We start from the raw sequence: 13,017 nt of genomic DNA on the forward strand, positions 1-13,017 counted from the left end.
CGGGTTTAGATGCCGCGTAGTCTCAAGAAGGGGCCCTTCGTCGACGACCACCTGATCAAGAAGGTGGATGTCCAGAACGAAGCCGGCACCAAGAACGTCATCAAGACCTGGTCCCGTCGCTCGATGATCGTCCCGGCCATGCTCGGCCACACGATCGCGGTGCACAACGGCAAGACCCACATTCCGGTGTTTGTCACCGAGTCGATGGTCGGCCACAAGCTCGGCGAGTTCTCGCCGACGCGCACCTTCCGGGGTCACGTCAAGGACGACCGGAAGTCGAAGCGCCGCTAAGGCGGGGTGGAATGACCATGACAGACACTGGAAGGACAACCATGGAAGCCAGGGCCCAGGCGCGGTACATCCGCGTTACGCCCATGAAGGCCCGCCGCGTGGTGGACCTTATCCGTGGCATGGATGCCACGGAGGCTCAGGCGGTCCTGCGTTTCGCCCCGCAGGCCGCGAGCGTGCCGGTCGGCAAGGTGCTGGACAGCGCCATTGCCAACGCCGCGCACAACTACGACCACACCGACGCCGACAGCCTCGTCATCTCCGAGGCGTACGTCGACGAGGGTCCGACCCTGAAGCGGTTCCGGCCGCGTGCCCAGGGCCGCGCCTACCGGATCCGCAAGCGGACCAGCCACATCACCGTGGTCGTCAGCAGCAAGGAAGGAACCCGGTAATGGGCCAGAAGGTTAACCCGCATGGGTTCCGGCTCGGCATCACCACCGACTTCAAGTCGCGCTGGTACGCCGACAAGCTGTACAAGGACTACGTCAAGGAAGACGTCGCCATCCGTCGGATGATGACGTCCGGCATGGAGCGCGCCGGTATCTCGAAGGTGGAGATCGAGCGCACCCGTGACCGTGTGCGGGTGGACATCCACACCGCGCGTCCGGGCATCGTCATCGGCCGCCGTGGCGCCGAGGCCGACCGCATCCGCGGCGACCTCGAGAAGCTCACGGGCAAGCAGGTCCAGCTGAACATCCTCGAGGTCAAGAACCCCGAGACGGACGCTCAGCTCGTGGCCCAGGCCGTTGCCGAGCAGCTCTCCTCCCGCGTCTCCTTCCGCCGCGCCATGCGTAAGAGCATGCAGTCGTCGATGAAGGCCGGCGCCAAGGGCATCAAGATCCAGTGCGGTGGCCGCCTCGGCGGCGCCGAGATGTCCCGCTCGGAGTTCTACCGCGAGGGCCGTGTGCCCCTGCACACGCTCCGCGCGAACGTGGACTACGGCTTCTTCGAGGCCAAGACGACCTTCGGCCGCATCGGCGTGAAGGTCTGGATCTACAAGGGCGACGTCAAGAACATCGCCGAGGTCCGCGCCGAGAACGCCGCTGCCCGCGCCGGCAACCGTCCGGCCCGTGGCGGCGCTGACCGCCCGGCCCGTGGTGGTGGCCGCGGTGGCGAGCGTGGCGGTCGCGGTCGCAAGCCGCAGCAGGCTGCCGCTGCCGAGGCCCCCAAGGCCGAGGCTCCGGCTGCCGCTCCGGCTGAGAGCACCGGAACGGAGGCCTGACCGACATGCTGATCCCCCGTAGGGTCAAGCACCGCAAGCAGCACCACCCGAAGCGCCGTGGTCAGGCCAAGGGTGGTACGACGGTCGCGTTCGGCGAGTACGGCATTCAGGCCCTCACGCCGGCGTACGTGACCAACCGCCAGATCGAGGCGGCTCGTATCGCCATGACCCGCCACATCAAGCGTGGCGGCAAGGTCTGGATCAACATCTACCCGGACCGTCCCCTGACGAAGAAGCCTGCCGAGACCCGCATGGGTTCCGGTAAGGGTTCTCCGGAGTGGTGGATCGCGAACGTGCACCCGGGTCGGGTCATGTTCGAGCTGTCCTACCCCAACGAGAAGATCGCCCGTGAGGCGCTGACTCGCGCAGCCCACAAGCTGCCGATGAAGTGCCGGATCGTCAAGCGCGAGGCAGGTGAAGCGTGATGTCGGCCGGTACCAAGGCGTCCGAGCTGCGCGAACTGGGTGACGAGGAGCTTCTGGCGAAGCTTCGCGAAGCCAAGGAAGAGCTGTTCAACCTCCGCTTCCAGGCGGCGACCGGACAGCTCGAGAACCACGGTCGGCTGAAGGCCGTCCGCAAGGACATCGCGCGGATCTACACCCTGATGCGCGAGCGCGAGCTGGGCATCGAAACGGTGGAGAACGCCTGATGAGCGAGAACAACGTGACTGAGACGAACACCGAGGCTCGAGGCTTCCGCAAGACCCGCGAGGGCATCGTCGTCAGCGACAAGATGGACAAGACCGTCGTCGTCGCTGTCGAGGACCGCAAGAAGCACGCGCTGTACGGGAAGGTCATCCGCAGCACGAGCAAGCTCAAGGCCCACGACGAGCAGAACTCGGCCGGCGTCGGCGACCGTGTCCTCCTGATGGAGACCCGGCCGATGTCCGCGACGAAGCACTGGCGCATCGTCGAGGTCCTCGAGAAGGCCAAGTAATCTCCTGCGAGGCACCCCTCGCAGGACAGTTCCGCCAGGCTCCGGGGGCCGATCCGATCGGCCCCCGGGGAACCGGCAGACAAACAGGAGATAGACGTGATCCAGCAGGAGTCGCGACTGCGCGTCGCCGACAACACGGGGGCGAAGGAAATCCTTTGCATCCGTGTGCTCGGTGGCTCCGGTCGCCGCTACGCGGGCATCGGTGACGTGATCGTCGCCACCGTCAAGGACGCGATCCCCGGTGGCAACGTGAAGAAGGGTGACGTCATCAAGGCGGTCATCGTTCGCACCGTCAAGGAGCGTCGCCGTCCCGACGGCTCGTACATCCGCTTCGACGAGAACGCCGCCGTCATTCTGAAGAACGACGGCGACCCTCGTGGCACCCGTATCTTCGGCCCGGTCGGCCGAGAGCTGCGCGAGAAGAAGTTCATGAAGATCATCTCCCTCGCGCCGGAGGTGCTGTGAGCATGAAGATCAAGAAGGGTGACCTGGTCCAGGTCGTCACCGGCAAGGACAGGGGCAAGCAGGGCAAGGTCATTGCCGCTTACCCGCGGGAGGACCGTGTCCTGGTCGAGGGCGTCAACCGGGTCAAGAAGCACACCAAGGCCGCTCCGACCGCCGGTGGTTCGCAGGCCGGCGGGATCGTGACCACCGAGGCCCCGGTCCACGTGAGCAACGTTCAGCTCGTCGTGGAGAAGGACGGCCAGAAGGTCGTCACCCGCGTCGGCTACCGCTTCGACGGCGAAGGCAACAAGATCCGCGTTGCCAAGCGGACGGGTGAGGACATCTGATGACGACCACCACCACTCCGCGTCTGAAGACGAAGTACCGCGAGGAGATCGCGGGCAAGCTGCGTGAGCAGTTCTCCTACGAGAACGTCATGCAGGTTCCCGGCCTCGTCAAGATCGTGGTCAACATGGGTGTGGGCGACGCCGCCCGCGACTCGAAGTTGATGGACGGCGCCGTGCGCGACCTCACCACGATCACCGGTCAGAAGCCGGCCGTCACCAAGGCCCGCAAGTCCATCGCGCAGTTCAAGCTGCGTGAGGGTCAGCCGATCGGTGCCCACGTCACCCTCCGTGGCGACCGCATGTGGGAGTTCCTGGACCGCACCCTGTCGCTCGCGCTGCCGCGCATCCGCGACTTCCGTGGTCTGTCCCCCAAGCAGTTCGACGGCCGTGGCAACTACACCTTCGGTCTCACGGAGCAGGTCATGTTCCACGAGATCGACCAGGACAAGATCGACCGCGTCCGGGGTATGGACATCACCGTGGTCACCACGGCGACCAACGACGAAGAGGGCCGTGCCCTTCTCCGTCACCTCGGCTTCCCGTTCAAGGAGGCGTGAGCGAGATGGCGAAGAAGGCTCTCATCGCGAAGGCTGCTCGCAAGCCCAAGTTCGGAGTGCGCGGCTACACCCGTTGCCAGCGCTGCGGTCGTCCGCACTCCGTGTACCGCAAGTTCGGCCTGTGCCGCGTGTGCCTTCGTGAGATGGCTCACCGTGGCGAGCTGCCGGGCGTGACCAAGAGTTCCTGGTAATCCGGTAATTCCGGACTCCCAGGGCTCTCGGTAAGCAAGGGGAACGGCAGGAGGCCTGCTCCGCATGGCTTAGGCTTGCGGAGTTGGGCACCTGCCGTGTCCCGAAGCACGCGGGCAACACCCGCTCATGTTTGCTTACTACGCCGTAGGTCCACCGCGCCGCACCCGTCCCGTCTCGGATCGGGGAGAGGGATGGCGCACCAGGAAACCACGGCGAGAGAGGCCGAAGGCCAATTCATGACCATGACTGATCCGATCGCAGACATGCTGACGCGTCTGCGGAACGCGAACTCGGCGTACCACGACTCCGTGACGATGCCGGCATCCAAGATCAAGTCTCACATCGCGGAGATCCTCCAGCAGGAGGGCTTCATCACGGGCTGGAAGACCGAGGACGCCGAGGTCGGCAAGAACCTCGTCCTCGAGCTGAAGTTCGGCCCCAACCGTGAGCGCTCCATCGCGGGCATCAAGCGGATCTCCAAGCCCGGTCTCCGGGTGTACGCGAAGTCCACCTCCCTGCCGAAGGTGCTGGGCGGCCTCGGCGTGGCGATCATCTCCACGTCGCACGGGCTCCTCACCGACAAGCAGGCCGGCAAGAAGGGCGTGGGTGGGGAAGTCCTCGCCTACGTCTGGTAGCAGAAGGGAACGGAGGAAACAGCTATGTCGCGCATCGGCAAGCTCCCCATCGCGGTTCCCGCCGGCGTGGACGTCACCATCGACGGCCACACGGTCGCGGTCAAGGGCCCGAAGGGCACGCTGACCCACACCGTCGTGGCGCCGATCGAGATCGCCAAGGGCGAGGACGGCGTGCTGAACGTCACCCGCCCCAACGACGAGCGTCAGAACAAGGCCCTCCACGGCCTGTCCCGCACGCTGGTGGCGAACATGATCACCGGCGTGACCCAGGGTTACGTGAAGAAGCTCGAGATCAGCGGTGTCGGTTACCGCGTGCTCGCCAAGGGTTCGAACCTGGAGTTCTCTCTCGGTTACAGCCACCCGATTCTGATCGAGGCCCCCGAGGGCATCACCTTCAAGGTGGAGTCCGCGACCCGGTTCTCGGTCGAGGGCATCGACAAGCAGAAGGTCGGCGAGGTTGCGGCGAACATCCGCAAGCTGCGCAAGCCCGACCCGTACAAGGCCAAGGGCGTCAAGTACGAGGGCGAAGTCATCCGGCGCAAGGTCGGAAAGGCGGGTAAGTAAGCCATGGCATACGGGCAGAAGATCCTCAAGGGCGACGCCTACAAGCGTGCTGCTATCAAGCGTCGTCACATCCGGATCCGCAAGAATGTCTCTGGTACCGCCGAGCGTCCTCGCCTGGTCGTGACCCGCTCCAACCGCCACATCGTGGCGCAGGTGATCGACGACCTGAAGGGCCACACGCTGGCTTCGGCGTCCACGCTGGACGCATCGATCCGTGGTGGCGAGGCCGACAAGTCCTCGCAGGCCAAGCAGGTCGGTGCCCTGGTCGCGGAGCGCGCCAAGGCCGCCGGTGTCGAGGCTGTCGTATTCGACCGCGGTGGCAACCAGTACGCGGGGCGCATCGCCGCCCTGGCGGACGCCGCCCGCGAAGCCGGACTCAAGTTCTGAGTCGGTTCCGTAGCTAGCGGAAACAGAGAGAGGTAATTCCAATGGCTGGACCCCAGCGCCGCGGTGGCGGTGCCGGTGGCGGCGAGCGGCGGGACCGGAAGGGCCGTGACGGTGGCGCAGCTGCCGCCGAGAAGACCGCATACGTTGAGCGCGTCGTCGCGATCAACCGTGTCGCCAAGGTTGTGAAGGGTGGTCGTCGCTTCAGCTTCACCGCGCTGGTCGTGGTGGGCGACGGTGACGGCACCGTGGGTGTCGGATACGGCAAGGCCAAGGAGGTGCCGGCCGCCATCGCCAAGGGTGTTGAGGAGGCCAAGAAGCACTTCTTCAAGGTCCCCCGCATCCAGGGCACCATCCCGCACCCGATCCAGGGTGAGAAGGCTGCCGGCGTCGTGCTGCTCAAGCCCGCGTCCCCGGGTACCGGTGTGATCGCCGGTGGTCCGGTGCGTGCCGTGCTCGAGTGCGCCGGTATCCACGACATCCTGTCGAAGTCGCTCGGCTCCGACAACCAGATCAACATCGTGCACGCGACCGTGGCGGCCCTCAAGGGCCTGCAGCGTCCCGAGGAGGTCGCGGCCCGCCGCGGTCTGCCGCTCGAGGACGTCGCTCCCGCGGCTCTTCTCCGTGCGCGTGCCGGGGCGGGTGCGTAATCATGGCGCAGCTCAGGATTACGCAGGTCAAGTCCTACATCGGCAGCAAGCAGAACCACCGTGACACCCTGCGTTCGCTGGGCCTGAAGAGGCTGGGCGGCGTGGTCGTCAAGGAGGACCGCCCCGAGTTCCGCGGAATGGTGCACACCGTCCGCCACCTCGTGACGGTCGAGGAGGTCGACTGATCATGGCGGAGCAGAACCCGCTCAAGATCCACAACCTCCGTCCCGCCCCGGGCGCCAAGACCGCCAAGACCCGTGTGGGTCGTGGTGAGGCGTCCAAGGGTAAGACGGCCGGTCGTGGTACGAAGGGCACCAAGGCCCGTTACCAGGTTCCGGAGCGCTTCGAGGGTGGCCAGATGCCCCTTCACATGCGTCTCCCGAAGCTGAAGGGCTTCAAGAACCCGTTCAAGACCGAGTTCCAGGTCGTGAACCTCGACAAGCTGGCCGCGCTCTACCCCGAGGGTGGCGAGGTCACCGTCGAGGGTCTGGTGGACAAGGGGGCCGTTCGCAAGAACAGCCTCGTCAAGGTCCTCGGCCAGGGCGAGATCTCCGTGGCACTGCAGGTGACGGTCGACGCCGTCTCCGGCTCCGCCAAGGAGAAGATCACCGCCGCCGGCGGTACCGTCACCGAGCTCGTCTGAATCACTCAGGCGTGCCGATGACATGAGCGATCCCGACCGGGGATACCCCACATATGGGGTATCCCCGGTTGGTCGTTCCTAGGGCGGTGTCTCGCCGGTAAGGTGACCTGTACTGCCCACTTTCCCCGGGCGCCCCACACGGGCACTCCGGGCGGAAGTTGTCCGTTACGTATTCGTCGAACCTCAAGACCATCACCCTTGACGCGGTTGCGCGGGGGTCGCAGGAGGCACCGTGCTCACCGCGTTCGCCCGGGCGTTCAAGACGCCCGACCTGCGCAAGAAACTGCTGTTCACACTCGGCATCATCGTGGTGTACCGGATCGGTACGAAGGTGCCGGCTCCCGGTGTCGATTACCGGAACGTGCAGACCTGTATCGACGCGGCCCAGGCGAACCAGGGCCTGTTCGGGCTGGTCAACATGTTCAGCGGCGGCGCGCTGCTGCAGATCACGGTCTTCGCGCTGGGCATCATGCCCTACATCACGGCGAGCATCATTCTCCAGCTGCTGACCGTGGTGATCCCGCGGCTGGAGGCGCTGAAGAAGGAGGGTCAGGCCGGTACCGCGAAGATCACGCAGTACACCCGATACCTGACGATTGCGCTCGCCGTCCTGCAGGGCACCGGCCTGGTGGCCACCGCCCGCAGCGGCGCCCTCTTCCAGGGCTGCCCGGTGGCGAGCGAGATCGTCCCCGACCAGTCGATGTTCGTGACCATCACCATGGTCGTCACGATGACCGCCGGTACGGCCGCTGTGATGTGGCTCGGCGAGCTGATCACCGACCGCGGCATCGGCAACGGAATGTCGATGCTGATGTTCATCTCGATCGCCGCCACCTTCCCCTCCGCCCTGTGGGCCATCAAGGAGCAGGGCAGCCTGGCGGACGGCTGGATCGAGTTCGGCACGGTCATGCTCGTCGGTCTGGTCATGGTCGGCCTGGTCGTCTTCGTCGAGCAGGCTCAGCGCCGGATTCCCGTGCAGTACGCGAAGCGCATGATCGGCCGCCGTTCCTACGGCGGCACGTCGACCTACATCCCGCTCAAGGTGAACCAGGCGGGTGTCATCCCCGTCATCTTCGCCTCGTCGCTGCTCTACATCCCGGCGCTGATCGTCCAGTTCTCCAGCTCCACCGCGGGCTGGGCGACATGGGTCACGAAGAACCTGGCCGACACCGGCGCCACGCCGCACATCATTCTGTACTTCTTCTTGATCGTGTTCTTCGCGTTCTTCTATGTGGCGATTACCTTCAACCCCGAAGAAGTCGCTGACAACATGAAGAAGTATGGTGGTTTCATCCCGGGCATCCGGGCTGGCCGACCGACCGCTGAGTACCTGAGCTACGTACTCAACCGGATCACCTGGCCGGGTTCGCTGTACTTGGGGCTGATCGCTCTCGTGCCGACGATGGCGTTGGCCGGTTTCGGGGCAAACCAGAACTTCCCGTTCGGCGGGACCAGCATCCTGATCATCGTGGGTGTCGGTCTCGAGACGGTGAGGCAGATCGAGAGTCAGCTCCAGCAGCGCAATTACGAAGGGTTCCTCCGCTGATGCGAATCGTCCTCGTCGGGCCGCCGGGTGCTGGCAAAGGCACCCAGGCCACCCGCCTTGCCGAGAAGCTGAGCATCCCCCACATCTCCACGGGCGACCTGTTCCGCGCCAATATCAGCCGGCAGACCGAGCTGGGCAAGCTCGCGAAGTCCTACATGGACGCGGGCAACCTGGTACCGGACGAGGTCACCATCGCCATGGCGAAGGACCGCATGGAGCAGCCGGACGCCGAGGCCGGCTTCCTGCTGGACGGCTTCCCGAGGAACGTCTCCCAGGCCGAGGCCCTGGACGAGCTGCTGGAGACCGAGGGCATCACGCTGGACGCGGTACTGGACCTGGAGGCCCCCGAGGCCGAGGTGGTCAAGCGGATCGCCGGGCGGCGGATCTGCCGCAAGGACTCCAGCCACGTCTTCCACGTGACGTACAGCCCGCCGAAGCAGAAAGGCGTCTGCGACGTCTGCGGCGGCGAGCTGTACCAGCGTGACGACGACGCCGAGGAGACGGTGCGCACCCGGCTGGAGGTCTACCACACGCAGACCGAGCCGATCATCGACTACTACAAGGCCCAAGGCCTCGTGGTGACGATCGGGGCGACGGGTCCGGTGGACGAGGTCACCGGGCGCGCGCTGGAGGCGCTCAAGCAGGACCAGTAGTTTGTGCCCGTCGGCCGCGGTTCCCTGCGGGGAGCCGCGGCCGACGTGTGTGCGGGGGAGCGGGCGCGGACGCCGTCCCCCGTATCGTTGACGGTGTCCGTACTCTCTCCGGTCCAGAAAGGCCGTCGCCCTCATGGTGCAGATCAAGACCCCCGAGCAGATCGCCAAGATGCGCGAGGCGGGGCTGGTGGTCGCTGCCATTCACGCGGCCACCCGCGAGGCGGCCGTGCCGGGGGCCACGACGAAGGACCTGGACCAGGTCGCCCGCAAGGTGCTCGTGGAGCACAACGCGAAGCCGAACTTCCTCGGCTACGGCGGCTTCCCCGCGACGATCTGCACCTCCGCCAACGAGGTCGTCGTCCACGGCATCCCCTCCGACGACGTCGTCCTCAAGGACGGGGACATCATCTCCATCGACTGCGGCGCCATCATCGACGGCTGGCACGGCGACGCGGCCTACACGGCGTTCGTCGGGTCCGGGCACGCGCCGGAGCTGGTCGAGCTGTCCCGGGTGACCGAGGAATCGATGTGGGCCGGCATCGCGGCCATGAAGTCGGGCAACCGGCTGGTCGACGTCTCCCGCGCCATCGAGACCTACATCCGCCGGCAGCCGAAGCCCGGCGGCGGGCGCTACGGGATCATCGAGGACTACGGCGGCCACGGCATCGGCACCGAGATGCACATGGACCCGCATCTGCTGAACTACGTCGAACGCCGCCGGGGCAAGGGGCCCAAACTGGTCCCGGGCTTCTGCCTGGCCATCGAGCCGATGGTCTCGCTGGGCACGGCGAAGACGCGGGTGCTGGAGGACGACTGGACCGTCATCACGACGGACGGTACCTGGTCCTCGCACTGGGAGCACTCCGTCGCGCTGACGGAGGCGGGCCCGCTGGTGCTGACCGCCCCGGACGGCGGCAGGGCGAAGCTCGCCGAGTACGGGGTCACGGCGGCGCCGGATCCGCTGGGATGAACCCCGGAGCTTGCGGAAGCCCGCGGGTTAAGGATCTCGTGGGTGGGGCAGACTTTCCCGATTCGTCTTTCCTAGGGCCCTGACGTAGACTGACTCGTCGGCTCTTGTGCACCCGCATGTCTGCATGCACGTAATGCGCGTACGGTGCGCAGCAGAGTCGATCAAGGTAGTCGATTCGAAGGGCGAAGCGTGGCCAAGAAGCAAGGTGCCATCGAGATCGAGGGCACTGTCGTCGAGTCTCTTCCGAACGCCATGTTCAAGGTCGAGCTCCAGAACGGCCACCAGGTTCTGGCACACATCAGCGGCAAGATGCGCATGCACTACATCCGCATCCTCCCTGATGACCGGGTCGTGGTGGAGCTCTCTCCGTACGACCTGACCCGTGGCCGGATCGTCTACCGGTACAAGTGAGCAAGTAGATCTTGCCCCCTCTCCCTGTGATGCGGGGGCACTGAGCCCGGAGAACTTCAATCCCATGAAGGTCAAGCCGAGCGTCAAGAAGATCTGCGACAAGTGCAGGGTGATCCGCCGTCACGGCCGGGTCATGGTCATCTGCGACAACCCGCGCCACAAGCAGCGCCAGGGCTGAACCGCACGATCCACCCTCTGCGACTTTCCGCAGAACTTCGCGCGACGCGAGCAACACATGTTCATACGCAGAGCCCGAGCCTTCCGGCTCGACACCCCTGGCTCGGAGGCTGGGGACCCAGTCCGTACCAAATCGTCGAAGCAGGCGAGGACGGCGGTTGGGAAACGGTTCTGCGGAAGACCTCCGACAACAAACTGGAGCCATTGAATGGCACGCGTTTCCGGTGTTGACATCCCGCGCGAAAAGCGCGTGGAGATCGCCCTCACCTACGTGTTCGGCATCGGCCGAACCCTTTCGCAGCAGACGCTGGCCGCTGTCGGCGTCGACCCGAACACCCGCGTTCGCGACCTCTCCGAGGAGCAGCTCGTCGCGATCCGTGAGTTCGTCGACAACAACATCAAGACCGAGGGTGACCTCCGTCGCGAGATCCAGGCCGACATCCGCCGCAAGGTCGAGATCGGCGCCTACCAGGGTCTGCGTCACCGTCGCGGTCTGCCCGTCCGCGGTCAGCGCACCAGCACCAACGCGCGTACCCGCAAGGGCCCGCGTCGCGCCATCGCCGGCAAGAAGAAGCCGGGCAAGAAGTAGTCCGCAGCGGACACCTGTCCACGGTCTTCGCTGAAGGACCGACCACCTCCCGTAGGAGTTAGTAGATGCCCCCCAAGGGACGTCAGGGCGCTGCCAAGAAGGTGCGCCGCAAGGAAAAGAAGAACGTCGCTCACGGCCACGCGCACATCAAGAGCACGTTCAACAACACGATCGTCTCCATCACGGACCCGTCCGGCAACGTGATCTCCTGGGCCTCCGCCGGCCACGTCGGCTTCAAGGGCTCCCGGAAGTCCACGCCGTTCGCCGCGCAGATGGCCGCCGAGTCGGCTGCCCGCCGCGCCCAGGAGCACGGCATGCGCAAGGTCGACGTGTTCGTCAAGGGCCCGGGTTCCGGTCGTGAGACCGCCATCCGTTCGCTCCAGGCGACCGGTCTCGAGGTCGGCTCCATCCAGGACGTCACCCCGACCCCGCACAACGGCTGCCGTCCGCCGAAGCGTCGCCGCGTCTGAGTTGCCGGTTCGGTCGGTCGGCCTCCTGCTGGGGGTGCGGGGGTCGTCCTCCGCAGTATCGCAGCACGACTGCCGTCCGCCGAAGCGTCGCCGCGTCCGAGCCTTTGGCTCAGTGTCACGCGGGTAGTGATTTTTCGGGCGGTACGCTCCGTATACGGACCGTACCGCCCGTACCCTTGCAGTGCCCGCACTCTTCACCGGGTGCGGTTTCCGTCGGACGTCAAATAGCGGGCGTCCACGAAAGAAGGATCCACACATGCTGATCGCTCAGCGTCCCTCGTTGACCGAAGAGGTCGTCGACGAGTTCCGGTCCCGGTTCGTGATCGAGCCGCTGGAGCCGGGCTTCGGCTACACCCTCGGCAACTCCCTCCGCCGTACCCTCCTGTCGTCGATCCCCGGCGCTGCTGTCACCAGCATCCGCATCGACGGCGTCCTGCACGAGTTCACCACCGTGCCGGGCGTCAAGGAGGACGTCACCGACCTGATCCTCAACATCAAGCAGCTGGTCGTCTCCTCCGAGCACGACGAGCCCGTGGTGATGTACCTGCGCAAGCAGGGCCCGGGTCAGGTCACCGCCGCCGACATCGCGCCCCCGGCCGGTGTCGAGGTGCACAACCCCGACCTCGTCCTCGCCACGCTCAACGGCAAGGGCAAGCTGGAGATGGAGCTGACCGTCGAGCGCGGTCGCGGCTACGTCTCCGCGGTGCAGAACAAGCAGGTGGGCCAGGAGATCGGCCGTATCCCGGTCGACTCCATCTACAGCCCCGTGCTGAAGGTCACGTACAAGGTCGAGGCGACCCGTGTCGAGCAGCGCACCGACTTCGACAAGCTGATCGTCGACGTCGAGACCAAGCAGGCCATGCGTCCGCGTGACGCCATGGCGTCGGCCGGTAAGACCCTGGTCGAGCTGTTCGGTCTGGCCCGCGAGCTCAACATCGACGCCGAGGGCATCGACATGGGCCCGTCCCCGACGGACGCCGCTCTCGCCGCCGATCTGGCGCTGCCGATCGAGGAGCTGGAGCTCACGGTCCGCTCGTACAACTGCCTCAAGCGTGAGGGCATCCACTCCGTGGGTGAGCTCGTCGCCCGCTCCGAGGCCGACCTCCTCGACATTCGCAACTTCGGTGCGAAGTCGATCGACGAGGTCAAGGCGAAGCTGGCCGGCATGAGCCTGGCTCTGAAGGACAGCCCGCCCGGATTCGACCCCACCGCGGCTGCGGACGCCTTCGGCGCGGACGACGACGCGGACGCCGGGTTCGTCGAGACCGAGCAGTACTGAGCCCCTTCCGGGGCTTCCCTTCGGGGGCGCCCCGGATCTCCGACAGGCGACCGCCTGCTC

24 protein-coding genes are annotated in these 13,017 nt (G+C 66.0%); all 24 read left to right on the forward strand.

The window, feature by feature from the left end:
- Positions 1 to 9 precede the first annotated feature (9 nt).
- Positions 10 to 291 (forward strand): 30S ribosomal protein S19, encoded by a 282-nt coding sequence (rpsS, locus tag ACFPZI_RS05685; protein ID WP_003948639.1) that lies wholly within the window; start codon positions 10 to 12, stop codon positions 289 to 291.
- A gap of 41 nt (positions 292 to 332) precedes the next feature.
- Complete coding sequence (rplV, locus tag ACFPZI_RS05690) at positions 333 to 680, forward strand: 50S ribosomal protein L22 (RefSeq protein WP_030619142.1); 348 nt, start codon at positions 333 to 335, stop codon at positions 678 to 680.
- Complete coding sequence (rpsC, locus tag ACFPZI_RS05695; RefSeq protein WP_381358992.1) at positions 680 to 1,510, forward strand: 30S ribosomal protein S3; 831 nt, start codon at positions 680 to 682, stop codon at positions 1,508 to 1,510. Before rplV ends, rpsC begins: the two co-directional genes overlap by 1 nt.
- 5 nt (positions 1,511 to 1,515) lie before the next feature.
- Positions 1,516 to 1,935, forward strand: coding sequence for a 50S ribosomal protein L16 (rplP, locus tag ACFPZI_RS05700; RefSeq protein WP_004927269.1), 420 nt, complete (start codon positions 1,516 to 1,518; stop codon positions 1,933 to 1,935).
- Positions 1,935 to 2,159 (forward strand): 50S ribosomal protein L29, encoded by a 225-nt coding sequence (gene rpmC / locus ACFPZI_RS05705; protein ID WP_030831683.1) that lies wholly within the window; start codon positions 1,935 to 1,937, stop codon positions 2,157 to 2,159. Before rplP ends, rpmC begins: the two co-directional genes overlap by 1 nt.
- Positions 2,159 to 2,446 carry a 30S ribosomal protein S17 gene (gene rpsQ / locus ACFPZI_RS05710; RefSeq protein ID WP_055570326.1) on the forward strand — a complete coding sequence of 96 codons (288 nt, stop codon included), beginning with the start codon at positions 2,159 to 2,161 and terminating at the stop codon, positions 2,444 to 2,446. Before rpmC ends, rpsQ begins: the two co-directional genes overlap by 1 nt.
- Before the next feature lie 96 nt (positions 2,447 to 2,542).
- Positions 2,543 to 2,911: a 50S ribosomal protein L14 gene (gene rplN, locus ACFPZI_RS05715; protein WP_003992364.1), complete on the forward strand. Its 369-nt coding sequence runs from the start codon at positions 2,543 to 2,545 to the stop codon at positions 2,909 to 2,911.
- Between the two features lie 2 nt (positions 2,912 to 2,913).
- Positions 2,914 to 3,237 (forward strand): 50S ribosomal protein L24, encoded by a 324-nt coding sequence (gene rplX / locus ACFPZI_RS05720; RefSeq protein ID WP_381358996.1) that lies wholly within the window; start codon positions 2,914 to 2,916, stop codon positions 3,235 to 3,237.
- Entirely contained in the window at positions 3,237 to 3,794 is a 558-nt protein-coding gene (rplE, locus tag ACFPZI_RS05725; RefSeq protein WP_042165103.1) for a 50S ribosomal protein L5, read from the forward strand. The genes rplX and rplE overlap by 1 nt, the downstream gene beginning before the upstream one ends.
- 5 nt (positions 3,795 to 3,799) lie before the next feature.
- Positions 3,800 to 3,985, forward strand: a complete 186-nt coding sequence (locus ACFPZI_RS05730; RefSeq protein ID WP_003948630.1) for a type Z 30S ribosomal protein S14 — start codon at positions 3,800 to 3,802, stop codon at positions 3,983 to 3,985.
- Positions 3,986 to 4,222: 237 nt separating this feature from the next.
- Positions 4,223 to 4,621 (forward strand): 30S ribosomal protein S8, encoded by a 399-nt coding sequence (gene rpsH, locus ACFPZI_RS05735; RefSeq protein ID WP_055592171.1) that lies wholly within the window; start codon positions 4,223 to 4,225, stop codon positions 4,619 to 4,621.
- A 24-nt stretch (positions 4,622 to 4,645) separates the two neighbouring features.
- Positions 4,646 to 5,185 carry a 50S ribosomal protein L6 gene (gene rplF, locus ACFPZI_RS05740; protein ID WP_381359003.1) on the forward strand — a complete coding sequence of 180 codons (540 nt, stop codon included), beginning with the start codon at positions 4,646 to 4,648 and terminating at the stop codon, positions 5,183 to 5,185.
- 3 nt (positions 5,186 to 5,188) lie between these two features.
- Positions 5,189 to 5,572, forward strand: coding sequence for a 50S ribosomal protein L18 (rplR, locus tag ACFPZI_RS05745; RefSeq protein ID WP_055592173.1), 384 nt, complete (start codon positions 5,189 to 5,191; stop codon positions 5,570 to 5,572).
- Between the two features lie 41 nt (positions 5,573 to 5,613).
- Positions 5,614 to 6,219, forward strand: coding sequence for a 30S ribosomal protein S5 (gene rpsE / locus ACFPZI_RS05750; protein WP_030221015.1), 606 nt, complete (start codon positions 5,614 to 5,616; stop codon positions 6,217 to 6,219).
- A 2-nt stretch (positions 6,220 to 6,221) separates the two neighbouring features.
- Positions 6,222 to 6,404: a 50S ribosomal protein L30 gene (gene rpmD / locus ACFPZI_RS05755; protein WP_381359008.1), complete on the forward strand. Its 183-nt coding sequence runs from the start codon at positions 6,222 to 6,224 to the stop codon at positions 6,402 to 6,404.
- Positions 6,405 to 6,406: 2 nt separating this feature from the next.
- Positions 6,407 to 6,862: a 50S ribosomal protein L15 gene (gene rplO / locus ACFPZI_RS05760; RefSeq protein WP_381359011.1), complete on the forward strand. Its 456-nt coding sequence runs from the start codon at positions 6,407 to 6,409 to the stop codon at positions 6,860 to 6,862.
- 232 nt (positions 6,863 to 7,094) lie between these two features.
- Positions 7,095 to 8,408 (forward strand): preprotein translocase subunit SecY, encoded by a 1,314-nt coding sequence (gene secY / locus ACFPZI_RS05765; RefSeq protein ID WP_381359013.1) that lies wholly within the window; start codon positions 7,095 to 7,097, stop codon positions 8,406 to 8,408.
- On the forward strand, positions 8,408 to 9,061 hold the full coding sequence (locus ACFPZI_RS05770) for an adenylate kinase (protein WP_381359016.1): 654 nt from the start codon (positions 8,408 to 8,410) through the stop codon (positions 9,059 to 9,061). The genes secY and ACFPZI_RS05770 overlap by 1 nt, the downstream gene beginning before the upstream one ends.
- A 133-nt stretch (positions 9,062 to 9,194) precedes the next feature.
- Positions 9,195 to 10,031: a type I methionyl aminopeptidase gene (map, locus tag ACFPZI_RS05775; protein ID WP_381359018.1), complete on the forward strand. Its 837-nt coding sequence runs from the start codon at positions 9,195 to 9,197 to the stop codon at positions 10,029 to 10,031.
- 189 nt (positions 10,032 to 10,220) lie between these two features.
- Positions 10,221 to 10,442, forward strand: coding sequence for a translation initiation factor IF-1 (gene infA, locus ACFPZI_RS05780; protein ID WP_003948620.1), 222 nt, complete (start codon positions 10,221 to 10,223; stop codon positions 10,440 to 10,442).
- Between the two features lie 64 nt (positions 10,443 to 10,506).
- Positions 10,507 to 10,620, forward strand: coding sequence for a 50S ribosomal protein L36 (gene rpmJ, locus ACFPZI_RS05785; RefSeq protein WP_003974245.1), 114 nt, complete (start codon positions 10,507 to 10,509; stop codon positions 10,618 to 10,620).
- Positions 10,621 to 10,827: 207 nt separating this feature from the next.
- Positions 10,828 to 11,208, forward strand: a complete 381-nt coding sequence (rpsM, locus tag ACFPZI_RS05790; protein WP_381359021.1) for a 30S ribosomal protein S13 — start codon at positions 10,828 to 10,830, stop codon at positions 11,206 to 11,208.
- Positions 11,209 to 11,273: 65 nt separating this feature from the next.
- Entirely contained in the window at positions 11,274 to 11,678 is a 405-nt protein-coding gene (gene rpsK, locus ACFPZI_RS05795; protein ID WP_003956432.1) for a 30S ribosomal protein S11, read from the forward strand.
- Between the two features lie 256 nt (positions 11,679 to 11,934).
- Positions 11,935 to 12,957, forward strand: coding sequence for a DNA-directed RNA polymerase subunit alpha (locus tag ACFPZI_RS05800; protein WP_042165128.1), 1,023 nt, complete (start codon positions 11,935 to 11,937; stop codon positions 12,955 to 12,957).
- The last annotated feature ends 60 nt before the right edge of the window (positions 12,958 to 13,017 follow it).

It is taken from the genome of Streptomyces chlorus, from assembly GCF_042655885.1.
Classification (GTDB): Bacteria; Actinomycetota; Actinomycetes; order Streptomycetales; family Streptomycetaceae; genus Streptomyces; species Streptomyces chlorus.

What these genes read in the sequence shown, in the direction of transcription:
- rpsC (WP_381358992.1), top strand. Translation starts at nt 680, where the DNA reads ATGGGCCAGAAGGTTAACCCGCATGGGTTCCGGCTCGGCATCACCACC.
- rplP (WP_004927269.1), top strand. Translation starts at nt 1,516, where the DNA reads ATGCTGATCCCCCGTAGGGTCAAGCACCGCAAGCAGCACCACCCGAAG.
- rplE (WP_042165103.1), top strand. Translation starts at nt 3,237, where the DNA reads ATGACGACCACCACCACTCCGCGTCTGAAGACGAAGTACCGCGAGGAG.
- rpmJ (WP_003974245.1), top strand. Translation starts at nt 10,507, where the DNA reads ATGAAGGTCAAGCCGAGCGTCAAGAAGATCTGCGACAAGTGCAGGGTG.
- rplR (WP_055592173.1), top strand. Translation starts at nt 5,189, where the DNA reads ATGGCATACGGGCAGAAGATCCTCAAGGGCGACGCCTACAAGCGTGCT.
- rplX (WP_381358996.1), top strand. Translation starts at nt 2,914, where the DNA reads ATGAAGATCAAGAAGGGTGACCTGGTCCAGGTCGTCACCGGCAAGGAC.
- rpsQ (WP_055570326.1), top strand. Translation starts at nt 2,159, where the DNA reads ATGAGCGAGAACAACGTGACTGAGACGAACACCGAGGCTCGAGGCTTC.
- rpsS (WP_003948639.1), top strand. Translation starts at nt 10, where the DNA reads ATGCCGCGTAGTCTCAAGAAGGGGCCCTTCGTCGACGACCACCTGATC.
- rplO (WP_381359011.1), top strand. Translation starts at nt 6,407, where the DNA reads ATGGCGGAGCAGAACCCGCTCAAGATCCACAACCTCCGTCCCGCCCCG.
- ACFPZI_RS05770 (WP_381359016.1), top strand. Translation starts at nt 8,408, where the DNA reads ATGCGAATCGTCCTCGTCGGGCCGCCGGGTGCTGGCAAAGGCACCCAG.
- rplF (WP_381359003.1), top strand. Translation starts at nt 4,646, where the DNA reads ATGTCGCGCATCGGCAAGCTCCCCATCGCGGTTCCCGCCGGCGTGGAC.
- rplV (WP_030619142.1), top strand. Translation starts at nt 333, where the DNA reads ATGGAAGCCAGGGCCCAGGCGCGGTACATCCGCGTTACGCCCATGAAG.
- rpsE (WP_030221015.1), top strand. Translation starts at nt 5,614, where the DNA reads ATGGCTGGACCCCAGCGCCGCGGTGGCGGTGCCGGTGGCGGCGAGCGG.
- ACFPZI_RS05800 (WP_042165128.1), top strand. Translation starts at nt 11,935, where the DNA reads ATGCTGATCGCTCAGCGTCCCTCGTTGACCGAAGAGGTCGTCGACGAG.
- map (WP_381359018.1), top strand. Translation starts at nt 9,195, where the DNA reads ATGGTGCAGATCAAGACCCCCGAGCAGATCGCCAAGATGCGCGAGGCG.
- ACFPZI_RS05730 (WP_003948630.1), top strand. Translation starts at nt 3,800, where the DNA reads ATGGCGAAGAAGGCTCTCATCGCGAAGGCTGCTCGCAAGCCCAAGTTC.
- rpsH (WP_055592171.1), top strand. Translation starts at nt 4,223, where the DNA reads ATGACCATGACTGATCCGATCGCAGACATGCTGACGCGTCTGCGGAAC.
- rpmD (WP_381359008.1), top strand. Translation starts at nt 6,222, where the DNA reads ATGGCGCAGCTCAGGATTACGCAGGTCAAGTCCTACATCGGCAGCAAG.
- rpsK (WP_003956432.1), top strand. Translation starts at nt 11,274, where the DNA reads ATGCCCCCCAAGGGACGTCAGGGCGCTGCCAAGAAGGTGCGCCGCAAG.
- rpsM (WP_381359021.1), top strand. Translation starts at nt 10,828, where the DNA reads ATGGCACGCGTTTCCGGTGTTGACATCCCGCGCGAAAAGCGCGTGGAG.
- rpmC (WP_030831683.1), top strand. Translation starts at nt 1,935, where the DNA reads ATGTCGGCCGGTACCAAGGCGTCCGAGCTGCGCGAACTGGGTGACGAG.